The organism is Alkalihalobacterium chitinilyticum, assembly GCF_029028005.1.
Taxonomy (GTDB): domain Bacteria; phylum Bacillota; class Bacilli; order Bacillales; family Bacillaceae_F; genus Alkalihalobacterium; species Alkalihalobacterium chitinilyticum.
This window is the reverse complement of record NZ_JAOTPO010000012.1, coordinates 19,503-41,081: the sequence shown is the minus strand read 5'-3', so window position 1 is coordinate 41,081 and position 21,579 is coordinate 19,503. Positions and strand designations below refer to the sequence as shown.

18 protein-coding genes are annotated in these 21,579 nt (G+C 36.3%); 4 read left to right on the top strand and 14 right to left on the bottom strand.

All coding sequences use genetic code 11. The features are described from left to right. Positions 1-6: 6 nt before the first annotated feature. The 14 genes from N7Z68_RS16255 to N7Z68_RS16190 all read right to left on the bottom strand — a co-directional run bounded on the left by N7Z68_RS16255 (position 7) and on the right by N7Z68_RS16190 (position 15,511). Positions 7-1,329: a TRAP transporter large permease gene (locus N7Z68_RS16255; protein WP_275119527.1), complete on the bottom strand. Its 1,323-nt coding sequence runs from the start codon at positions 1,327-1,329 to the stop codon at positions 7-9. Beyond that, on the bottom strand, positions 1,319-1,837 hold the full coding sequence (locus N7Z68_RS16250) for a TRAP transporter small permease subunit (RefSeq protein ID WP_275119526.1): 519 nt from the start codon (positions 1,835-1,837) through the stop codon (positions 1,319-1,321). The genes N7Z68_RS16255 and N7Z68_RS16250 overlap by 11 nt, the downstream gene beginning before the upstream one ends. 73 nt (positions 1,838-1,910) lie before the next feature. Next, entirely contained in the window at positions 1,911-3,047 is a 1,137-nt protein-coding gene (gene dctP, locus N7Z68_RS16245; RefSeq protein WP_275119525.1) for a TRAP transporter substrate-binding protein DctP, read from the bottom strand. A gap of 592 nt (positions 3,048-3,639) precedes the next feature. Further along, positions 3,640-5,679, bottom strand: a complete 2,040-nt coding sequence (locus N7Z68_RS16240) for a methyl-accepting chemotaxis protein (protein ID WP_275119524.1) — start codon at positions 5,677-5,679, stop codon at positions 3,640-3,642. Positions 5,680-5,895: 216 nt separating this feature from the next. Further along, a complete protein-coding gene (locus N7Z68_RS16235; protein WP_275119523.1) occupies positions 5,896-7,308 on the bottom strand; it encodes a SpoVR family protein in 1,413 nt (470 codons plus the stop codon). A gap of 239 nt (positions 7,309-7,547) precedes the next feature. Then, a complete protein-coding gene (locus tag N7Z68_RS16230) occupies positions 7,548-7,751 on the bottom strand; it encodes a hypothetical protein (protein WP_275119522.1) in 204 nt (67 codons plus the stop codon). Between the two features lie 18 nt (positions 7,752-7,769). After that, positions 7,770-8,168, bottom strand: coding sequence for an ArsI/CadI family heavy metal resistance metalloenzyme (locus N7Z68_RS16225; protein WP_275119521.1), 399 nt, complete (start codon positions 8,166-8,168; stop codon positions 7,770-7,772). 85 nt (positions 8,169-8,253) lie between these two features. Further along, positions 8,254-8,568, bottom strand: coding sequence for an ArsR/SmtB family transcription factor (locus N7Z68_RS16220; RefSeq protein ID WP_275119520.1), 315 nt, complete (start codon positions 8,566-8,568; stop codon positions 8,254-8,256). Positions 8,569-8,747: 179 nt separating this feature from the next. Next, positions 8,748-10,493: a phospho-sugar mutase gene (locus tag N7Z68_RS16215; RefSeq protein WP_275119519.1), complete on the bottom strand. Its 1,746-nt coding sequence runs from the start codon at positions 10,491-10,493 to the stop codon at positions 8,748-8,750. Between the two features lie 294 nt (positions 10,494-10,787). Continuing rightward, positions 10,788-11,339 (bottom strand): glycerol-3-phosphate responsive antiterminator, encoded by a 552-nt coding sequence (locus N7Z68_RS16210; RefSeq protein ID WP_275119648.1) that lies wholly within the window; start codon positions 11,337-11,339, stop codon positions 10,788-10,790. Positions 11,340-11,408: 69 nt separating this feature from the next. After that, positions 11,409-11,921: a FixH family protein gene (locus N7Z68_RS16205; protein WP_275119518.1), complete on the bottom strand. Its 513-nt coding sequence runs from the start codon at positions 11,919-11,921 to the stop codon at positions 11,409-11,411. Positions 11,922-12,151: 230 nt separating this feature from the next. Next, positions 12,152-13,696 (bottom strand): bifunctional GNAT family N-acetyltransferase/carbon-nitrogen hydrolase family protein, encoded by a 1,545-nt coding sequence (locus N7Z68_RS16200; protein WP_275119517.1) that lies wholly within the window; start codon positions 13,694-13,696, stop codon positions 12,152-12,154. Positions 13,697-14,211: 515 nt separating this feature from the next. Next, a complete protein-coding gene (locus tag N7Z68_RS16195) occupies positions 14,212-14,670 on the bottom strand; it encodes a chemotaxis protein CheX (RefSeq protein WP_275119516.1) in 459 nt (152 codons plus the stop codon). A 142-nt stretch (positions 14,671-14,812) separates the two neighbouring features. Further along, entirely contained in the window at positions 14,813-15,511 is a 699-nt protein-coding gene (locus N7Z68_RS16190; protein ID WP_275119515.1) for a DUF2225 domain-containing protein, read from the bottom strand. A 316-nt stretch (positions 15,512-15,827) separates the two neighbouring features. Here N7Z68_RS16190 and glgB point away from each other — a divergent pair, with 316 nt between their 5' ends. From glgB to glgA, 4 genes are all read left to right on the top strand, one after another. After that, positions 15,828-17,738 carry a 1,4-alpha-glucan branching protein GlgB gene (glgB, locus tag N7Z68_RS16185; protein ID WP_275119514.1) on the top strand — a complete coding sequence of 637 codons (1,911 nt, stop codon included), beginning with the start codon at positions 15,828-15,830 and terminating at the stop codon, positions 17,736-17,738. A 9-nt stretch (positions 17,739-17,747) separates the two neighbouring features. Beyond that, on the top strand, positions 17,748-18,905 hold the full coding sequence (locus tag N7Z68_RS16180; RefSeq protein WP_275119513.1) for a glucose-1-phosphate adenylyltransferase: 1,158 nt from the start codon (positions 17,748-17,750) through the stop codon (positions 18,903-18,905). A 57-nt stretch (positions 18,906-18,962) separates the two neighbouring features. Further along, a complete protein-coding gene (gene glgD / locus N7Z68_RS16175) occupies positions 18,963-20,069 on the top strand; it encodes a glucose-1-phosphate adenylyltransferase subunit GlgD (protein ID WP_275119512.1) in 1,107 nt (368 codons plus the stop codon). 73 nt (positions 20,070-20,142) lie between these two features. Beyond that, a complete protein-coding gene (gene glgA, locus N7Z68_RS16170; protein ID WP_275119511.1) occupies positions 20,143-21,567 on the top strand; it encodes a glycogen synthase GlgA in 1,425 nt (474 codons plus the stop codon). The last annotated feature ends 12 nt before the right edge of the window (positions 21,568-21,579 follow it).

Genomic DNA, 21,579 nt, shown 5'->3' with positions numbered 1-21,579 from the left:
GTTGTTCTATGTTTTTAAAATTGATGGCAGCCAAAGAACCAACTGCGGGAAAATAGCGACTAATCCAATAACAACGACAATAATGATTACAAAAGGTATAACTCCTCGGTAGATCGTTCCTAATGATATCCCCTCAGGCACAATACCTTTGACATAAAATAATGAATAACCAAACGGTGGTGTTAAAAACGATGTTTGCAACATGAGTGCAATACAAGTAACAACCCAAAGCATCTCAAAATCATATAATTGAATAAGCGGCAGAAAAATAGGGAATACAATCATAACGATCCCAATCCAATCAATAAACATTCCAAGTAAAAAGGTAACAGCCATCATAATAATGAATACGCCCCACTTGTTTAAGCCTAGTGACTGAACAAAATTCTGAATTGCCTGATCGCCGCCAAGTGTCATAAACATCGAAGAAAATGCGGTTGCACCAACTAGTATGACCATAACCATTGCCGTTGTTTTCGCCGTATCATACACAGATTCACTTAACATCTTCATACTGAATTTGCGATAGGCAAAAGTCATTAAAAGTGCTACAAACGCTCCAACCCCTGATGCTTCTGTCGGTGTTGCAACCCCCGAAAAGATCGAACCTAGAACTGCAACGACTAGTATCATTGGTGGAATTAAGTTTACTAGAGCTCCTGTAATTCTCTTCCTGATAGGCATTGCAGCAGCTTCTTCAACCGATAAAGCAGGACCGTAATCCGGATTTTTCCAGCAAATAAATAGAACATATATACAATACGATGCGGCTAAAATCAGCCCCGGGATAAGTGTTGCTTTAAACAAATCCCCAACGGAAACTTGTGATTGTGCTCCCATGATGACTAGCATAATACTCGGTGGGATTAATATACCTAATGTTCCTCCAGCTGCTACAACACCTGTTGAGAGTTCTTTGTTGTATCCATATTTAAGCAAAACAGGAATTCCTAAAAGCCCCATTGTAACGACAGAAGCTCCAACTACTCCTGTTGTAGCTGCAAATACTGTTGAAACAACAATGATTGCTAAAGCAATACCTCCACGTAACCGTCCTAGCAAATAACGCAGCGACTCAAATAATCCATCTGCGATTTGTGACCGCGCTAACAGATTAGCCATTAGGGTGAAAAGCGGGATTGCTACTAACGTGTAGTTATTCATTACACCAAAAGTTCGACTGACAAAAATATTAATTACTTGTGGTCCCCAGCCAATATAACCGAAAAGAAATCCAACTCCACCTAAAACAAACGCTAGTGGATGACCCGTTACCAAACCAATTAGGAGAGCGATAAATATTAAAAGAATAAATAGTTCAGGACTCATAACGCTCCCCCTTTATTAATATATAGACTCGTTTTAAAACTTCCGAAATTCCTTGCAGCATAAGTAAACCAAATGCTATAGGGATGATCGTTTTGATTGGATATAAAGGTGGTGCAAATAATGAGGTGGAAACCTCTTTAGTACTCCAAGAATATTGAGCGTAGCCGATACTTACATAGAAAATACTTATTACAAAAGGGAAAAATAATATACAATACGTTACAATATCTAGGGTTGCCTGTTTTTTAAGGGGAAGTTTTTCATAGAGAATGTCTACAGATACCATACTTTTATGCACAAGAGCATAAGCAGCAACAATCATAAAATGAAAGCCGTAAATCATCGTTATCGTTTCATAGGTCCAAATTGTCGGTGCACCTAGAAAGCGGCGACTTATAACTTCATAGACCACTAGAAATGTAAGCAATATAACAGACCAAGCACCAACCTTACCTATAAAATTATTCAATGTATCAATGCTCTTTATAATTCCTCTCAATAGTTTCATTAAGACTCTCCTAAAAGGTAAATTTTATGTTTCATATAGTAATAAGAGGTTGCCCTTGGACAACCTCTCCTTATCAATCTAGCAAGGAAGGATAATTATCTCCAAAGCCCCATTTACCTTGTAGCTCTCTATACATTCCGTATGTCTCTAAATACGCTTTTTGACTATTCAATACCATAGCAAAATCTTCGTTTTCACTCGCAATTTCCTCACGCACTTCATTTGCAACTTCTTCAATTCGTTTGATATCTTCTTCAGACATTCGATTGATTGTAATACCTTGTTCTACCATTTCATTCGCAGCAACTGCATCGTTATACATCGCTTTTGTTGTATTTTCAAGCATTGCCGTTTTCGCTGCAATCGCAACAATTTCTTGTAAGTCTTCAGGAAGAGAATTCCAAGCCTTTTCATTGATCATCGCACCGAACACACATGACGTTTGATGCCAGCCTGGTACAGCCCAATAATCTGTCACTTCATCAAGTCCCATAATTTGATCTGCCCATGGTGTAGCAAATTCTGCGGCATCAATAACACCACGCTGTAATCCTTCATAAATTTCTACTGTTGGGATGGATACGGGATTTGCACCAAATTTGTTAATGATACGAGATTGCATCAACCCTACAAAACGAATATTCATTCCTTGCAAATCATCTAAACTCTCAATTGGTTTAGTAGAACGAATTCCTGACTCCATGCTATGAACTGTATGTGGAAAATAAACCATATTATGTTGACCGTAGATTTTGTTATACATCTCTAAACCATCAGCAGCATACATCCACAATAAATAATCAATATTACTTAACCCGACGACTTGTGAGCTTAATAGATCAAAGGCAGGATTAATATTCGACCAATAAAGCGGTGTATCCGTACCCATTTCTACAACACCATCACGAACAGCCTCAAGAACACCAGCAGCTTCAGTAAGTTCCCCGACTTGATGAACAGTAATGTTTAATCGACCGTTACTAAGTTCTTTCACAAGTTCAGCAAATCTTTCATCTTGCCCAATGTGTAATGAGCCTCCACCCCAAGGCGTTACCATTCGCCAATTAAAAGTTTCTCCACTAGCCGTATTCGTTGAAGTATTATCGTTGTTGTTGTTTTGGTTGCTGCCAGCCTCTTGGTTCATACAAGCGCTCATAATTATAACGGTTAAAATAAGTAAAAAAACAATGAAGTTCCTATTTCTTTTCATTAGATTAGCCCCTTTCCATTTTTTAATCCAGTTAAGTTTGAACCTAACAAGTTAACCTCTTCATCACCCCCAGTAATTAATAAAAACAATATCGTAATGTTGGTAAACGTGGTAACCGCTTACATTTTTTCTGAGTTGATGGACAAGTTAAGCCCTTTCTTCATAGATTGTTTTCCTTAATCAAAGTCTGCGGCACTTAAAAATCGATTTACCTACCTAGCAATGTAAATCTGTCACATTCACAAATAGGAGCTGTTGAACAATTTTGTACCAAAATTTACAAACCGCAGTCACCGACTATAGTTTCTAAAATGATTATATTTATAATATACAAAATTGTCAAATTATTTATTGAAAAAAACTAAAACTTTTTAGATATAAAACAGAAACATATAAAATCTTTTCTCTTAAAAAAATTTTATATTTATAATCCTAATAAAGTGAAACTTTTCAGCAGGAGTTTTTTCATCTCCCACTGAAAATAAGTAACCTATTGGGGTATTACTGAGACCCGCCAATAACAGAATAACCACACCTTATTATCAAGGTGTGGTTATTCATCATCCGAGCAATAGTAGTTTATTATTGTTAATTAAACGATAAATTTGGAAACATCCTTTTGTAACGTTTCAGCAACATCGGCAAGTTCCCCTGAACTTACATTTACCTCTTCTACAGTTGCTGCCTGTTCTTCTGTCGCAGCTGCAACTTCTTCTGCCGCTGCAGCTGATTGTTCTGTAATACTTGATATTTGTTCAATGGACTCTAACACTTCTTTTATGTTTTCTTCTATTTTTGTAAAATACTCTTTAACTTCATTTGCGCCTCGTTCTGTCGATTCTACTTGTTCTACTATTTTCGTTAATGCTTCACCGCCAAGCTTTATTTTCTCGACTTGAGTTTGAACTAACTTTGAATTTTCGCCCATAAGTTCAACTGTTTCATTCGTTTCAGATTGAATTGATTTAATTAGGTTTGCAATTTGGTTAGCATTAGCATTCGATTGTTCTGCTAATTTTCTAATTTCATCTGCAACTACAGCAAATCCTTTTCCATGTTCACCAGCTCTTGCAGCTTCTATAGAAGCATTTAAAGCTAATAAGTTGGTTTGTTCTGAAATTCCGGTAATAATGCTCGTAATTTCACCAATTTCACCTGATCTTTTTCCTAATTGTTCTACAGAATCAGCTGCCTTTTTTACAGATAGAGACATCGTTGCAAGTTGATCAATTGCCTCTTTTATCGACTGCTCACCATTATAGGAATATTGAGTTGTTTCCTTAGCTTGTTTAAACATAAGAACCGCTTCTTCTCTGCCGTGCACAACTTCTTCCGATGACTTTTGCATTTTTGTGAGAATTTGACTTGAAAAATCAGCTTGTGTCGTAACTCCATCTGCAATCTCACCAATTGTAACTGCGATCTGATTTGAAACATGCTCCGTCTGTTCCGCACTTAATGATAATTGCTGAGACGTTAATGCCGCTTTATCAGCATTTGCTTTAACACTAGTAACAATATTTTTGATATTTCCAATAAATAAGTTGGTTGAATCCGCTAAATCTCCAATTTCATCATTACTATTAACTTTAATTTTTTTCGATAAGTCTCCACCACTTTGCGATAAATTATCTAACTCTGACCTTAACAAAAGTAATGGCTTAGTTAACTTAGAAGCAAATAAAATTGCAACTATAATAACAATCGCAGTGGTAATGATTAGAGCTAGCACCATTTTCCAAAGCAACGATTGAACAGAACTAAGTGCTTCATTCGAATCCATTTCAGCTACTATTATCCAATCCAGTCCATTAATATTTAATGGTGTAAAAGCACTTAACACTTCATTTCCACGATAATCTTCAATGATCTTTACCGCGGTTTCACCTTGTATTGCGTTCTCTGTCGCCTCTGTTTTCACTTCCATTACACCTATGGTAGAATCTTCAATAAAGCGAGAGTTTGATCTCATTAAAAAATCATGACCAACAAGGTAAGCTTCTCCTGTTTCTCCTAGCCCCTCACTGCTTTGCATCATCTGGCTAATATCGGCATCCGACAGTTGTAAGGCCACAACGCCAAGATGCTCTCCAGTGCTATTTCGAACAGAGTGAGCTATAAATGCAGCTGGTGCATCGGAAGGTTCATAATGTTCATAATCAGCAATTGCAAAGCCATCATTGGCATTTTTGAAAACATCAGCTAGTCTAGTATTATTATAGGGACCCGTTATTAAGTTGGTACCATAATCAGCTTCTTTCTCCACTGTATATATGATATTTCCTTCTGTATCTATTAAAAATAAATCGTAATAATTGTACGTCTTGATAAATTCTTCAAAATACTCTTCTGCCGTTCGCTCTATTGTTCTATTATTATTCCTTCCTTCATCAGTTGTTTGATTTCCCATCGTTAGATATGTAATTCGATTTCTAGCTAAAAGTGTGATATCCCCTTCTCTTTCATCAAAATAATCTTCAACCATTCCTTTTTTTACTTCTCTAATCGATGTTAGATGATTAAGTGTCGATTCTTCTAATGCAGAAGAGGACGTTGTAACGCTCAAACTAAATAAAATTAACATTGGTACTAAACTGATCAGTAAAAAGGCTATTAATACTTTCTTTTTCACTTTTACTCCTCCAAATGATTTCTTTGAAACTCCCCCATAGTAAAACACTAATATTTCACCATGCTAAAGTACCCATACCCAAATCTAACACCTTATAAACCTACTTTTTTACTATTAACAAAGACTTATATATTCATTCCATAAACTTTCACCTTAAACAAAGCAAAAAAGCCGTCTCAAATGGGCACACATCCCACTGAGACAGCTTTTTTCATTTTATAAATATTTTCTATGCATTTTCTTCCCATCGTACGTAAAAACGATTTTCTTTTCATTAATAACGGTTTCCATATGAGTGGACCGGCCCCATAACTGGTGGATATACGGCATAACCTTCTCTAAATATCCTACGTCTAATTCCGTACCTTCATAATGGTGAGTAATATACAACTCTCCATTCTTTAAATAGTCACCGTCCGTAACTGTTAAATACGGGAAGCCGCCATTAACTCGGGATTGAACGAGTTGATCACGAATATTTTCCCACTCTTTATCAACAATCTTATAATCTGATCCTTGCTTTTGGAATAAGAATAAATCTTCACGATTAACAAGATCCTTCGTCAAGTAATTGCGAATAAACGAAATATCGGATTCTATTTCCCTTACTTCATAGATTTTCTCTCTTCCGCTGCCAGGTTTCACACCTTGTCGTTCTTTCATTTCCTTCGTTGGATTGTTATATCGCTCTTCAATATCTTCAAAAATTTTAAGACCGAGATAATATGGATTGATGCTCGTCTTTGATGGTTGAACAACACCGGAGTTTAGCTTAGCATATTCGATAGCTTCATCGGTTGTAAGTGAAAGTTCACGCATAATTCGAATATGCCAGTACGACGCCCAACCTTCATTCATGATTTTTGTTTCTAGTTGAGGCCAGAAATAAAGCATTTCTTCACGCATCATGGTAAGGATATCTCTTTGCCATGGGTCAAGTTCACGGCTATATTCTTCAATAAATAACAATAAATCTTTTTCTGGTTTTGGCGGGAATTTTTTCTTCTTTTTCTTTTGAGGTTCAGCAGGTTTATTAATTCCAAGGTCCCACAAATCATCATATGGTGAAGTTGCCTTCGTTGTTTCGTCTTCTTCCTCTTCTTCCATCGACCAAGCTAATTTAGAACGTAAAATACTTGGGTCAATATGTTCTTGAATCGCTAAAATCGCATCTAAGAATTTCTCGACTTCTTCCCTGCCATGGATCATTTCATAACGATAAATTCTTTCAGCCGTCGCACTCATACTTTCGACCATATCCCGTCTCGTGTTGGAGAAACGGACATTGTTCTTAAAGAAATCACAATGGGCCAAAACGTGGGCAACGATCAGCTTGTTTTGGATAAGTGTGTTGGAATCGAGTAAAAAGGCATAACAAGGGTCTGAATTAATGACCAACTCATAAATTTTACTTAAACCTAAATCATATTGGAGCTTCATTTTGTGGAATTGTTTTCCGAAACTCCAGTGTGAAAATCTCGTCGGCATCCCGTAAGCACCAAACGTATAAATAATATCTGCAGGACAAACTTCATATCGCATTGGAAAAAAATCTAAGCCAAACCCTTGAGCAATTTCAGTGATCTCATCAATCGCATATTCTAAATCTTTCTGTTCGTGCGGTAACATAGACGACCCTCCTCTAGTCTTCCGGTTATAACAATTTATGAAAAAAACAGGCAAATAATGACCCTTTTATGGTGCCTTTATGGTACCAGGTACCCCTTTATGGTACCTGGCACCATAAAGGGGTACCTGGCACCTTTAATTCTCTAACTCTTTCCATCTTTAATGTGGTGTAGCAAAAAGAGCAACAACCATAATTTTGGTTGTTGCTCTTTAGGTTTGGAATTACTTTCTGTTATTGATTAAGCTGCGCAGCACGTCATGTTGCAGCAAGGTTTTTGTACCTGTATTTCTCTTCTCTTTGCAAAAAAACTTACTAATCGTTTAAATAAAGTGCCCTGTTTTTTCTCCTCACTACTAACTTTACGATGAACTTCATCATAGGTTTTCTTAATTACTTCTTGTTTATATTGAATAGCAGCCCGATATGTCTGTTCATTAAGCATGATTTAATAACCTCCTCTTTATGAGCAGCATGTATTAGAGTTATTTTCTAGTTCTGTATCTTCCCACGTGTAAAAGAACTCCCACTCATTTCCATCGGGGTCAGAAATCCAAAATTTATCTTGTCTTGCATAGCAACAAACGGTGTTTATTTCTTCTCTTGTTTCATTTCCTTGAGCAGTCATACGAACTCGATGCCTCTCAATATCTTCTGGCCGGTCTACTTGAATACCAAAGTGATTAATTTGATTTCCCTCGACAGCGGTCTGTACATTTAACGTAAAATTTAATGAAAGATCAGAGATTAAATACTTCGCATAGTTCTCTTTTACTTTAACTGGCTGTGCTCCAAAAAGCTTTGAGTAAAACTCAATGGACCTTCCTAAATTTGTTACATTTAAACCCACGTGAATGTTCATTTCCAATCTCCCCTTTAATCAAATAATATTGATATTTAAAACAAAAAAAATTGATTTATAAGTTATCAAGACTGACTGAAAACAATCAGCCTCGAAACAAACAACATAATTCTTCAGATAGAAGATGGTTTACCTGTTCATCATTTAACATATAATAACTCCAAGTACCTTTTGTTTCTTTCTTAATTAAACCAGCACTTAAAAGAATTTTTAAGTGATAAGAAATTTTTGATTGAGGCATCTGAAAGATCTCACATAAGTCACATACACATACTTTTCCCCGTTGCGTCAACTCATACATAATTTCAAGCCGTTTTTTATCAGCCAAAGCTTTAAACTTGCTTTCATATTCCTCAAACGTCTTATCTAAGTTAACGTCTAGTAGTGGAATTTCTTTCATCCTTGTTCACCACCAAATATTGTCATCTTGTTAATCCTATTTTATATCGTTCTTCTTCTTTTGACAACTAATATATCAATTTTTTTTGATATAACTTTTCGACATCATTTTTGCTGTTCAATATTTATGGCTATATAAAAAAGCATGAGGGTGGACTTATTACAATCCACCCTCACACATTACGCTTGCTTCAATAGACCATTAATTTTACTCATTAACTCTTGCTTTAGTTCTGATAACCATGTTTGGCTTTCATCAAGAGTTGGTCTTTTCACACTAAAGTAGAATTTAATTTTTGGTTCTGTACCCGATGGTCTCATACAAATCCAAGAACCATCTTCTAGTGTATACTTTAAAACATTTGAAACTGGCAGTGTCAATGCTTCTTTACGATTTTCTACTAGGAAGGACCGTTCCTGTGAGTGATAATCTTCAGCTACAGTAACCTTCATTCCGCCCATTTCGTTAAGCGGATTTGCTCTAAAATGAGCGAGGATCGACTGGATTTGTTCCACTCCTGCTTTTCCTTTGAGCGTTAGTGATTCTAATCCTTCCTGATAAAAACCATATTTAGAGAATACTTCTATTAGTCCATCATACAACGTCATTCCACGAGACTTATAGTAGGCTGCCATTTCTGCTGCTAACAAACAAGCTTGAACGGCGTCTTTATCACGAACAAAGTCTCCAACCAAATAACCGTAGCTCTCTTCATAGCCGAATAAGAAAGTTTTAGATCCTGTTTCTTCATACTCCTTCATTTTTTCACCGATAAATTTAAAGCCTGTCAGTGTATCGACTGCTTCAAGTCCATATTCTTCGGCGATCACTCTACCTAATTCAGAAGTAACGATTGTTTTTAGGACTACCCCATTTTCAGGAAGGTTTCCTTTTGCTTTTCTTTGTGAAAGAATATATTCAAGCATTAACGCACCCGTTTGATTCCCTGTCAGTACAATATATTCTCCTTGTTCATTTCTTGCCGCAATCCCTACACGATCAGCATCAGGGTCAGTTGCAATTAGTACATCAGCATCGTGTTCATTGCCGTATTTGATGGCAAGTTCAAAAGCTGCATGCTCCTCAGGATTTGGTGATTTAACCGTTGAAAAATTCGGGTCAGGCAGTTCCTGTTCTTTTACAACTACTACATTTTTAAAACCAGACGTTTCAAGGACACGACGAACTGGAATATTTGCTGTTCCGTGCAATGGTGTAAACACAATGTTTACATTATTTCCTTTCTCAACCACCATCTCCGGATTAACAATAATCGTTTGAAGCTCGTCATTATAAGCTAAGTCAATTTCTTCACCAATTACTTTTAAAAGTTGAGCTGCTTTTAACTCGTTTTCATCTGCTACTTCTATTAATAATTCATCTTCAACCTCATTAACCTTTTCAATGAGAGTATTCGCTGGGCCTGGTGGAAGTTGGCACCCATCTGGACCATACACTTTGTAACCATTATATTCTGGAGGGTTATGACTCGCTGTAATTACAATTCCTCCAAATGCTTTTAAAGTTCGAACAGCAAATGATAATTCTGGAGTAGGACGTAAATCACGGAATAAATACGTTTGAATCCCGTGCTTTCCAAGTGTTAACGCTGCTTCTTTAGCAAATTCAGGTGATTTATGTCTGCAGTCATAAGCAATAACAACACCTTGCTTTTTCGCTTCTTCTCCAAAATCAGAAATATATCGTGCAAAACCTTCAGAGGCTTTACGAATTGTATATGTATTCATCCGGTTAGGTCCCGGGCCAATTTCTCCCCTCATTCCCCCTGTACCAAACTCTAGTCCTTTATAAAAGCAATCTTCCAGGCGAACATCATCATTCTTTAAAGCCTCTAATGCCTCTTTTAACTCCACTTCTAAACCACCAAAACCTACCCATCTACTATAAGCTTGTTTCCAGACCATAGTCTCCTCCTTGTCCTCTACATAACCTTACTTCATTAATAGTAAACACTTATTTATTTCCCTAAATACTTTACCATTCCTGCCATCACATTGCTAATTTTCTATAAAAATAAAGACAGAAACCCCCTGTATTTTACAAAATAAGATAAGTATTAAACCTATGTCAATGAGTGGTACGTTATGGACCGCCGATGGGATTGATGTTTAAAGATATTGTAAACTGCAGTCACATAATAAAAAGGCCAGAATTAATTTTCCAGCCTTTTCTTTACCTTATGTACTTTGATAATAAACCTAATACTGCCACAAAAATTCCCTTGAAGTAGTCACTGCAACCGAACCGGCCTTGATAGCATGATCTACTTCTTCTTTTTTTCGGATAAGTCCACCTGCTATAATCGGTATTTTTGTTTCTTCATAAACTTCCGTTATAATATGTGGCATTACACCTGGGAGGACCTCGATAAAGTCAGGTTTTGTTACTTCTAATAATTTATAACTCGTTTCAAGTGCAATACTGTCTAGTAAAAATAATCGTTGAATCGCAATTAACCCACTCTTTTTAGCTGATAGTACCACACTTTTCCTCGTTGAAATTAAACCTGCAGGCCGAATATCCTGACATAAAAACTGGGCAGCGTATTCATCATTTTTAAGTCCTTGTACTAAATCCGCATGCAAAAGCAATTGTTTATTTTTACTTTTTGCCAATCGGGTGAGACTCCTCAACTGACCGATATGACTATTTAATAAAATAATATATGTGAACTGACTTTCTAACAATTTCTCTAGCTGTTTAATATCTCTTGCAGCAGGTAATATTTTTTGTCCATTAAAATTCTCCATCACATGTCATCCTCCTCTAATACGTCATTTAAGCAGTAGATGTTCTGCTTGTCAATAACGTATAAACAGTTAATCTAACTGTTGTTGAATGACAGGAGGTAGTGGTTGATCTAAATGGAAGTGGTCTTTTGGATCACGAAAATCATTGGACATAACTTTACCATCAGATTGGAGTAAAAACTGGTTAATGTATGTTTCACTACCGCGTTTTGCCTCTACCCAACCAACCCACGTTCCACCCATGGATAATAGGATTTCAGCTTCATATAAACCATTTTCCACATGACGCATCGGCTTCTTAATATAGTGAACCATTTCTGGCATGTCTAATATTACTTTAACATTAGCATTTTTTATTGGATTTCCTTCTTCATCGTACAGAAAAATATGAAGATCATTAGTGGTCCCCGCCGAAATGACATTTTCACTTCCGACAACATCCATGTACCAATCCGTAACGAGATTTTCACGAAATAAGAGAGCATAACTCAGTAATCCCGTAATAATCAAAAAAGACATAGCAATAAAGATGGTCATAACCGATCGTTTTACAACTACTTTTTCTAAATTCAAATTGCTCATCCTTTCTCTCATCACAGCTTTTCCAACGAAAGAATGAATTAAACTCATAAGGGTGAATCATTTCGGTTTTATATATGTGCATTTACAACCCAAGCTTATAAGACAAACATTTCTGATGATATGGTCACATTCAACTACTAACAATATCTTGAATGATACTAAAGAAAAAAGACCGTTCGAAAAGATTTTTTTGATCCATTCGAACGGCCCCTCTCCAATCAATCGTAAAATTATTTTTTTTCTAGTTTGTAGTTAATTTCATATAAATCTTTTCTTCGATCACGTAATTGATTTACACTTCCGCTCCGTCTGTGACGACGCAATATTTCAAGATCAACATCCCCAACAACAACGGTGTCTATATTAGGGTGACATTCACCAACAATCGCATCACGCGGAAATTCAAAGTCAGAAGGTGTAAAAATTCCAGATTGAGCATATTGGATATCCATATTTTCGACTTGTGGAAGGTTACCAACTGTACCCGAAATAACGGTATAAACCTCATTTTCAATCGCGCGTGCTTGCGCACAATAACGAACTCTCAAATACCCTTGGCGTTCATCTGTACAAAACGGCGTAAAGATAATATTTGCTCCTTTATCTACAGCAATTCGTCCAAGCTCTGGGAACTCAACGTCATAACAAATTTGAATGGCTATTTTTCCACAGTCGGTATCAAAAACTTTGATTTCATCACCTGGACTGATCCCCCACCATTTACGTTCATTTGGAGTGATATGAATTTTATATTGTTTTTCAATCGTTCCATCTCTTCTAAACAAGTAGGCAATATTATAAATTTTATTTTCTTCCTCCACAAAGTGAGAGCCGCCAATGATATTAACATTGTACTTTACAGCTAAACTGGTAAACAATTTAATATAGTCTTCTGTGTATTCAGTTAAGCGTCTGATCGCTTGACTCGGACTTTTTTCCGGTAAGAATGATAACAGCTGAGTGGTAAAAATTTCAGGGAACACTGCAAAATCAGATCCATACCCTGCAGCTACATCAGTGTAATATTCACATTGGGTAGCAAACTCTTCAAATGAGTCAATTCTTTTCATCATGTACTGGATGCTTGTTATCCGGACAGGAAACGATGTTCTAAAATGTCGTTTACTTTTCGGTTGAAAATCGATGTTGTTCCATTCCATTAACGTCGCATATCTCATTGACGCCTTATCATCTTCTAAATAATTCGGATTAATTCGTTTAAGTGTAAATCCATTCATCACTTGGAAAGTTAGAACTGGATCATAAATATTATGTAACATGACTTGTTCGACATACTCACGAGGTGTATATTTCGTTGCATGTTTATAATAGTTAGGAATTCTCCCGCCAATAATCATACTTTTCAAATTAAGACTTCTCGCTAATTCTTTTCTCGCCTCATACAGCCGTTTCCCGATTTTCATTCTTCGATAATCCGGGTGTACCATAACCTCAATACCGTATAGGTTGTATCCATCCGGATTATGATTCGTGATATACCCCTTATCCGTAATTTCATCCCAAGTATGCTGGTCATCGTATTCATCAAAATTGATTACTAAACTTGAACATGAACCTATAATCTTCCCATCATACTCTACAACAAACTGCCCTTCAGGGAAAACGCGAATATGGCTTTCTAAGTGTTGAATTTCCCACGGTTCCATATTAGGAAAACAAAGTTTTTGCAGTGCCATAATCTCATCAAAATCTTTTCTCATGATATTTCTAATTTCTATCTTTTTCTCAAACTTTGATACATCTATTTTTGTCATGCCATCAACTCCTTTTTCCTTGAAGCTCTATTAAGAAGTGTACCCTTAACCGAGCTCTTTCAACAACCATAACAACCTATCCCCTATAATAGGAACCATTAAACAGATTCATTTATCTTCAATTATATGAGTTTACTTACGCGTTTTAATTAACGTCCTTTCTCCCACTCCTGGTTCGGGCATATAATACTCAGATAATACTCAAGACATTAATAGTTTATATTGATTTGAGGATCATTCTCCTAGATTTTTCCTCTACCACACACGTTCACGCACTTTCCGTTCACACTTTCTCCTAATTTCCTCCTCCACCGCTCACGATTACGCTTTTTATTCACACTTCCTCCTAATTTCTTCCTCCATCGCACACGATTGCACCAATAATAAGCATATTGACTAGTCTATACAAGCAAATAAAGCAATGACTAGGACAAAAACACAAGCAGCCAAAAAATTATTTCGGCTGCTTGTGTTTTCAATATTAGTTTTGTATATGTCACTTCAATTAAAAACTCTTATTGATCTGATACAGAAATATGTACCTCAATCATTCCGATTTGACTATCTAATGGAATGCTAATAAACGTTTTATTCGAATGATATTTTGAAGCCCCTTCATTTACGATAGGAGGCGTGACGTCAATAATACATTCTTCTTTAGACAGCTCCGTCGCTGTATTTCCTGCCACCCAATTTCCAAACTCTTGCACAGCGCTCCAGCCTATATCATCTAGGGTTTCTACTTCGACCCCGCCCATCATGACACCAACGATTCCTTTGGCTGTACTCTCAGAAAATGAACAAATAATTTGTCCATTCAGCTGACCGCTGACACCTAAGATAACAGAAACATGATTAGAAGGCACTGGCCCTTTTCCAGCTGACGGTTTTAAAGGTGTAACTTCTATGCCAAAGTGACTTTGTAAGATAGTTTGCGTTGCGCGACAAATTGCATTCACGTGATTTACATTCATAATAGCCTCCACATACTAATCGTAGATATTAATACTTAAACGATATGATATAAGTATAACACTCGGAATTAACTGCAACTTTATTCATGTGTCAATTTTATCATACACTACCGATCACATGGCATTTTTTTAGAAAATTTTATTAAATACCATAACTTTCCTCCTTGTTTCTAATTAAATACCACTGTTCCCTCGCTTTTTCTATTACTTTAGCATCGGTATCACGCTGTCGATGTTGTATTACTCTAGAAAAATATTTAATCGCTTCTGTTTCTGAACCTACTCTGCGATTCAATTCTCCTAACAAATAAATAACTCTTATTTCCGTTAACTGTGTCCCAATAAAATCAGATTGTTCAAATGACTGTTCATATTCTTTAAGTGCTAATCTTAAAAAACGCTGCTCTTGATCCTCTTCTTCCATCATCCTATACAACCAACCTAATCTCATATAAATTCCGGCTAAGACAATATGCTTTTCCTTTTTTAATGTCGCTGAAAGGACAGCTAATTTATAGGTCATTATTGCATCAACAACTGTTCGTTCCTTTCCAAAATCTCTTGGCTTCCATCGTGACGATATGTCCTGTTCAATTCTGTTTTTTGCTTCCGGCGGGAAGGTGTTTGTAAAATGGTCCGTTGCTGCAAAGCCACAATTTGGACAAACATGTACCTCATACAAATAAGGGTTACAGCTATCGTCTTTATACACTGTAAAAAAATCACTTTCTATTCTTTCTGTCCTTATAAACCTAGTACGAATTCGTTTTGTAGTATATCTTTCTCCACATACTAAACAAGTTATCTCTTTGTCATATAAAGGCTCAATTTGCTGTTTCACTAGCATCACCTACTAAAATTTTAACACTACATTATTATTAAAATATAACATTATAAATACTTTATACCTAAGCAACTTTCAATACAAGTAATTCCATTGTACTATATTTTCTCTTCTTTGCGACAAAACCTCTTATCTTTAGACAACATTCCGTATTATTTTCTTCCTTTATGATGTTTGAATCTTCATCACCACTAGAAGATTGTTAGATTTTGTAACATTAATTTTATTTTCTTTGTGTAAATCCAAGAGGGTTTCTTTTTATAATGTAGAAAGCTTAACCTAAGAACTTTATTTCAGAAAGGTTGTAGGTCTTTTGCAAACAGAAAAGCTTAGTGAATATGATCTTTATTTATTTCATCAAGGCAACCTTTTTTACAGCTACAAAACTCTTGGAGCCCATCTATGTGAAAAAGAGGGAACAAGAGGGGTACGCTTTGCAGTTTGGGCACCTAATGCAGAAGCCGTCCGTGTTGTAGGCGATTTTAATAATTGGAATGGAACAAACCACACTATGCATAAAATAAGTGAGTCAGGCGTTTGGTGGTGCTTTATTCCAAATCTACATGAGGGAGCAATCTACAAGTATGAAATCCACTCCAAACATGGGGGAGTTCTCCTAAAATCAGATCCATACGCCTTCTACTCTGAACTCCGCCCACAAACTGCTTCCATTGTATCTAATTTAAATAACTACAAATGGGGAGATGAGGCTTGGCAAAAAGCAAAGAAAACAAAAAATCTATTAAATGAACCGTTGCTCATCTATGAAGTTCACCTTGGATCTTGGAAACGCAAAGACAATGGTGAGTTTTATACATACAGAGAATTAGCTACCGAGTTGATTAATTATGTAAAAGAGATGGGATATACCCATATTGAAATCCTCCCGATTACCGAACATCCTTATGATCGTTCTTGGGGCTACCAATCCACGGGATTCTTTTCAATAACTAGTCGATTTGGGACACCCGAAGATTTTATGTACTTCGTCGACCAATGTCATCAAAATGATATTGGAGTATTGTTAGATTGGGTTCCAAGTCACTTTTGTAAAGATGAACACGGTCTTCGATTATTTGACGGTGAACCATTATTTGAATACGCAGATGAGCGCAAAGCTGAAAAAAAGGGCTGGGGAACTCTGTCCTTTGATTTTGGACGTTCTGAAGTGAATAGTTTTTTAATATCAAACGCATTTTTTTGGCTTGATATGTTCCATATTGACGGACTCCGGGTGGATGCTGTTTCAAGTATGCTGTACTTAAACTTCGACAGAGAAGATGAAGAAAAAATTACTAATCAATATGGCGGTGAAGAGAATATTGAGGCTATTCAATTTCTCCGTAAACTAAATGAATCCGTATTTGAGGTTTTCCCTAATACTTACATGATGGCAGAAGAGTCCTCCTCTTGGCCATTAGTCAGCGCCCCGACATATGTCGGCGGACTAGGATTTAATTATAAGTGGAATATGGGCTGGATGAATGACATGCTCCGTTATATGGAAATGGAACCTGTTCATCGTAAATGGCACCATCAATTAATAACCTTTTCCTTTTTTTATGCTTTCTCAGAGAATTTTATCCTTCCCTTATCACATGATGAAGTTGTTCATGGTAAAAAATCATTACTCAACAAAATGCCAGGTGATTATTGGCAAAAGTTCGCCAATTTACGTGCATTCCTCGGCTATATGATGACTCACCCAGGTAAGAAGTTGTTATTTATGGGTGGGGAATTTGGTCAATTTGATGAATGGAAAGACCTTGAAGACTTAGATTGGGAACTACTAGAGTATCCTTCACACCAAGATTTTTCCCACTACATGAAATCACTTAACACCTTTTATAAATCTGAAAAGTCATTATGGGAATTAGATCATCACAATGATGGGTTTGAATGGATTGACCCGCATGACTATGAACAAAGTATTGTTAGTTTTATGAGAAAAAGTAATGACTCTAAAGATTTCGTTATCGTTGTTTGCAATTTTACTCCTATTGTTCGTTATAACTATCATATCGGAGTTCCTTTTATGGGGACTTATGTTGAAGCATTTAATAGTGATAGACAAGAATTTGGCGGCTCTAATCAAACGCTAGACCAGCCATTAATTAGCGAAAAAGAAACATGGCATAACCAACCATATCGGTTAACGATTAAAGTTCCTCCATTAGCTATGCTAGTTTTGAAATTTACAGGCAGTGAAATAGAAAGAGAGTGAGGCGATAATATGAAACAAAAGAAAGAATGTGTGGGGATGTTATTAGCTGGAGGAGAAGGCAAAAGATTAGGTCTTCTGACTAAAAAAATTGCTAAACCAGCTGTTTACTTCGGTGGAAAATATCGAATTATTGATTTTACACTTAGTAATTGTACAAATTCTGGTATAGATACCGTTGGTGTTCTTACACAATATGAACCATTGGCATTAAATACACATCTAGGAATTGGAAGCCCGTGGGATTTAGATCGCCGGAATGGCGGGTTAAGTGCGTTGCCTCCTTTTATCGAAAAAACAGGTGGCTCTTGGTATAAAGGAACTGCAGATGCCATCTATCAAAACATTAATTTTATTGAACAGTATGACCCGGAATATGTACTGATCATCTCGGGTGATCACATTTATAAAATGAACTATGCTGCTATGCTAGATTTTCATAAGAAGAATAATGCCGATGCTACTATATCCGTCATTGAAGTTCCTTGGGATGAGGCGAGTCGCTTTGGGATTATGAATACAGATGACAACTATGTCATTAATGAATTTGAAGAAAAACCGGAAAATCCAAAAAATAATTTGGCCTCTATGGGAATTTATATTTTTAATTGGAAAGCTCTAAAATCGTATTTAATTGAAGATTCAACTTACCCATATTCGAGTAATGACTTTGGAAAGGATATCATTCCAAAGATGCTTGAAGATGGTAAGAACATGGTTGCCTTCCCGTTTAGAGGCTATTGGAAAGATGTCGGTACTGTTAAAAGTTTCTGGGAAGCCAATATGGATTTATTGAGAGATTCTCCATCTTTACAGTTGAGTGACCCGAATTGGAAGATCTACTCGGTAAACCCTAATCAACCACCTCAATATATTGCTCCTACAGCATCTATTGAGTGTTCGATGATTAACGAAGGCTGCTTGATTTATGGTAGTGTCTATCGTTCTATCCTCTTTTATGGAGTTGAAATTCAAGAAAACAGTCAAATTAAAGACAGTGTCATTATGCCAAATGTTACGGTTGGCAAGAATGTAACCATAGAGAGAGCTATTATAAATGATGGTACCATCATTCCGGATAATGTTGTCATTAAGCCAAGTACACCAAAAGATATTGTAGTGATAGACAAAGACACCGTTCTTTCAGATATTGCCGTTGTAAATGGATAAAAGATCTTAGGAGAGGATCTTATTAGTAGAGGGTCTTAGTAGAGAGGGGAATGTTATATGGATTCAATGATGGGTGTTATTAACTTAGATAGTGAATTAGATTTGTTAAATGAGTTAACATATTTTCGTTGCGGGGCTGCGGTTCCTTTTGGGGGAAGATACCGATTAATCGATTTTGTCTTATCTAACATGACCAATGCTAAAATTAGTGATACTGCTGTATTTACAAGAAGAAAATATCGTTCGCTTATGGACCACCTTGGTACAGGCGCAGCTTGGGACTTAGACCGTAAGCGTGGAGGGTTATTTATTCTTCCACCTGACTGGAATGATCCTTCTGACATATCGCAAGGAGATCTTCAGCACTTTCATAATAATCGTGATTTTTTTGATAGAGGAATTTCTCAATACGTATTAATCACAGGTAGTCAAAATGTATGTAATATCGACTATAATCATGCATTTAAATATCACTTAGAAACAGGTGCAGATGTAACAGTGATCTATAAACCTGTCCCAAATCTTGAAGAGGAACATAAGCAATGTCACAAAGTAGAGATGGATGAGACTGGAAGAATTACAGCTATTACTAACGACCATTTCAACCATTTTGTATCTCTAGATATGATGATTATTCATAAGAAGCTACTCATGGATATCGTTGACCATTGTATTGCAAGGCGAATGGATAATTTCTTTAGAGATGGCATTATCCAAAACTTAGATCAACTCAAAGTTATGGGATACTCTTATCATGGCTACTTAGCGGTGATTAATTCGATTGAAAGTTACTACAAACATAGTATGTCTTTACTTGACCCTAAAGTGTATCGAAATCTATTCTTTAATGAAAACCTAATTTATACAAAAGTAAAAGATGAACCTCCTGCCAAATACTTAAAAGGCTCTTCTGTCAAAAACTCATTAATTGCTAATGGGTGCATAATTGAAGGAACGGTTGAAAATAGCATCCTATTCCGGGGAGTTCATGTAGAAAAAGGAACTGTCATTAAAAATTCAATTGTTATGCAACGTTGTGATATTAAAGAAGATGGCAAACTTGAGAATGTCATATTAGATAAAGATGTGGTCTTATCACCCGAACGAACACTTGTCGGTTGCAGCGAACAACCCTATGTTGTTGCTAAGCGTAAAGTCATCTAACCAACAAACTTCATTATAACTAAGTTTAATAGCCGAAACGGACATATTAAACATCATCAAGGAGATGGAAAAATTGAACGTACTCTTCATTGCATCAGAATGTACACCATTTATTAAGACAGGTGGATTAGCCGATGTGATCGGCTCTCTGCCTTCCTCCTTAAAAAAAACTGGTGTTAATGTATCTATTATGTTACCAAATTACAGTGACATCCCGGAAGAATATAGAGACGAAATGAAACTAATTAAAACATTAACGGTTCATGTCGGATGGAGAAAACAATATTGCGGGTTGCTTCAGTTCATTCATAATGGCATTACTTATTACTTTATCGATAATGAATACTACTTTAAGAGAAAGGGATTATACGGACATTTTGATGATGGCGAACGATTCGCCTTCTTTAATCATGCCGTAATCGACTCTTTACCTTATTTAGAAGACAAACCAGACGTTTTACATTGTCATGATTGGCAGACAGGGTTAATTCCTGCCTACATTAAAACAATGTATACATATCAGCCGTTTTACCGTGAATTAAAGACTGTTTTTACAATTCATAATCTGATGTACCAGGGAATTTATCCTGCAACGATTTTTCATGATCTTCTTAACTTTTCGGATGAACATTATTTTGGTTTAGAATACAACGGGTGTATTAACTTCATGAAAGCAGCCCTTTTTCACTCAGACGTGCTAACAACAGTAAGTGAAACGTATTCTAAAGAAATTCAATATCCATACTTCGGTGAGAATTTAGAAGGAATGCTCATCCACCGTAAAGATGATTTACACGGAATTGTTAATGGAGTTGATTACGAAGAATATAACCCTGAAACAGACCCTTATATTTATAAAAATTATAGTCATTCACCGATCGAAAAAATGGTGAATAAACGCCTCCTCCAGGAAGAATTAGGTCTTCCTAAAGTTGAAGATGTTCCAATGATAGCTATCGTTAGTCGATTTGTAGAGCAAAAAGGGTTTCCGCTTATTCGACATGTATTAGAGGAATTACTTTCTTTAGATATTCAACTCGTTATTTTAGGTACTGGTGATCCCGAGTTTGAGCATGCGTTCAAAGATGCCGCTAATCGCTTTCCAGAAAAAGTTTCAACAAGTGTAACATTTAGTGAACCGTTAGCTCGAAAAATTTATGCTGCTTCCGATTTATTTTTAATGCCTTCCCGCTTTGAACCTTGTGGAATAGGCCAACTTATCGCCTTACGATATGAAAGTGTACCAATTGTTAGAGAAACCGGCGGTCTTAAGGACACAATTGAACCTTACGACGAGTTTTCATCTAACGGCAATGGCTTTAGTTTTACCAATTACAATGCACATGACATGTTATATACGATTAAACGGTCCCTTCGTTTTTATAAAGACAAAGAACACTGGACCAAGATCTTAGAAAATGTTTATCAATCCAATTACTCGTGGGAACAATCGGCCAAACGTTATACAGATTTGTATATAAAAACCTTAAAGGTTTAAGGAGTGGGGATT

What these genes read in the sequence shown, in the direction of transcription:
- N7Z68_RS16255 (WP_275119527.1), bottom strand. Translation starts at nt 1,329, where the DNA reads ATGAGTCCTGAACTATTTATTCTTTTAATATTTATCGCTCTCCTAATT.
- N7Z68_RS16250 (WP_275119526.1), bottom strand. Translation starts at nt 1,837, where the DNA reads ATGAAACTATTGAGAGGAATTATAAAGAGCATTGATACATTGAATAAT.
- dctP (WP_275119525.1), bottom strand. Translation starts at nt 3,047, where the DNA reads ATGAAAAGAAATAGGAACTTCATTGTTTTTTTACTTATTTTAACCGTT.
- N7Z68_RS16235 (WP_275119523.1), bottom strand. Translation starts at nt 7,308, where the DNA reads ATGTTACCGCACGAACAGAAAGATTTAGAATATGCGATTGATGAGATC.
- N7Z68_RS16230 (WP_275119522.1), bottom strand. Translation starts at nt 7,751, where the DNA reads ATGCTTAATGAACAGACATATCGGGCTGCTATTCAATATAAACAAGAA.
- N7Z68_RS16225 (WP_275119521.1), bottom strand. Translation starts at nt 8,168, where the DNA reads ATGAACATTCACGTGGGTTTAAATGTAACAAATTTAGGAAGGTCCATT.
- N7Z68_RS16220 (WP_275119520.1), bottom strand. Translation starts at nt 8,568, where the DNA reads ATGAAAGAAATTCCACTACTAGACGTTAACTTAGATAAGACGTTTGAG.
- N7Z68_RS16215 (WP_275119519.1), bottom strand. Translation starts at nt 10,493, where the DNA reads ATGGTCTGGAAACAAGCTTATAGTAGATGGGTAGGTTTTGGTGGTTTA.
- N7Z68_RS16210 (WP_275119648.1), bottom strand. Translation starts at nt 11,339, where the DNA reads ATGGAGAATTTTAATGGACAAAAAATATTACCTGCTGCAAGAGATATT.
- N7Z68_RS16205 (WP_275119518.1), bottom strand. Translation starts at nt 11,921, where the DNA reads ATGAGCAATTTGAATTTAGAAAAAGTAGTTGTAAAACGATCGGTTATG.
- N7Z68_RS16200 (WP_275119517.1), bottom strand. Translation starts at nt 13,696, where the DNA reads ATGACAAAAATAGATGTATCAAAGTTTGAGAAAAAGATAGAAATTAGA.
- N7Z68_RS16195 (WP_275119516.1), bottom strand. Translation starts at nt 14,670, where the DNA reads ATGAATGTAAATCACGTGAATGCAATTTGTCGCGCAACGCAAACTATC.
- N7Z68_RS16180 (WP_275119513.1), top strand. Translation starts at nt 17,748, where the DNA reads ATGAAACAAAAGAAAGAATGTGTGGGGATGTTATTAGCTGGAGGAGAA.
- glgD (WP_275119512.1), top strand. Translation starts at nt 18,963, where the DNA reads ATGGATTCAATGATGGGTGTTATTAACTTAGATAGTGAATTAGATTTG.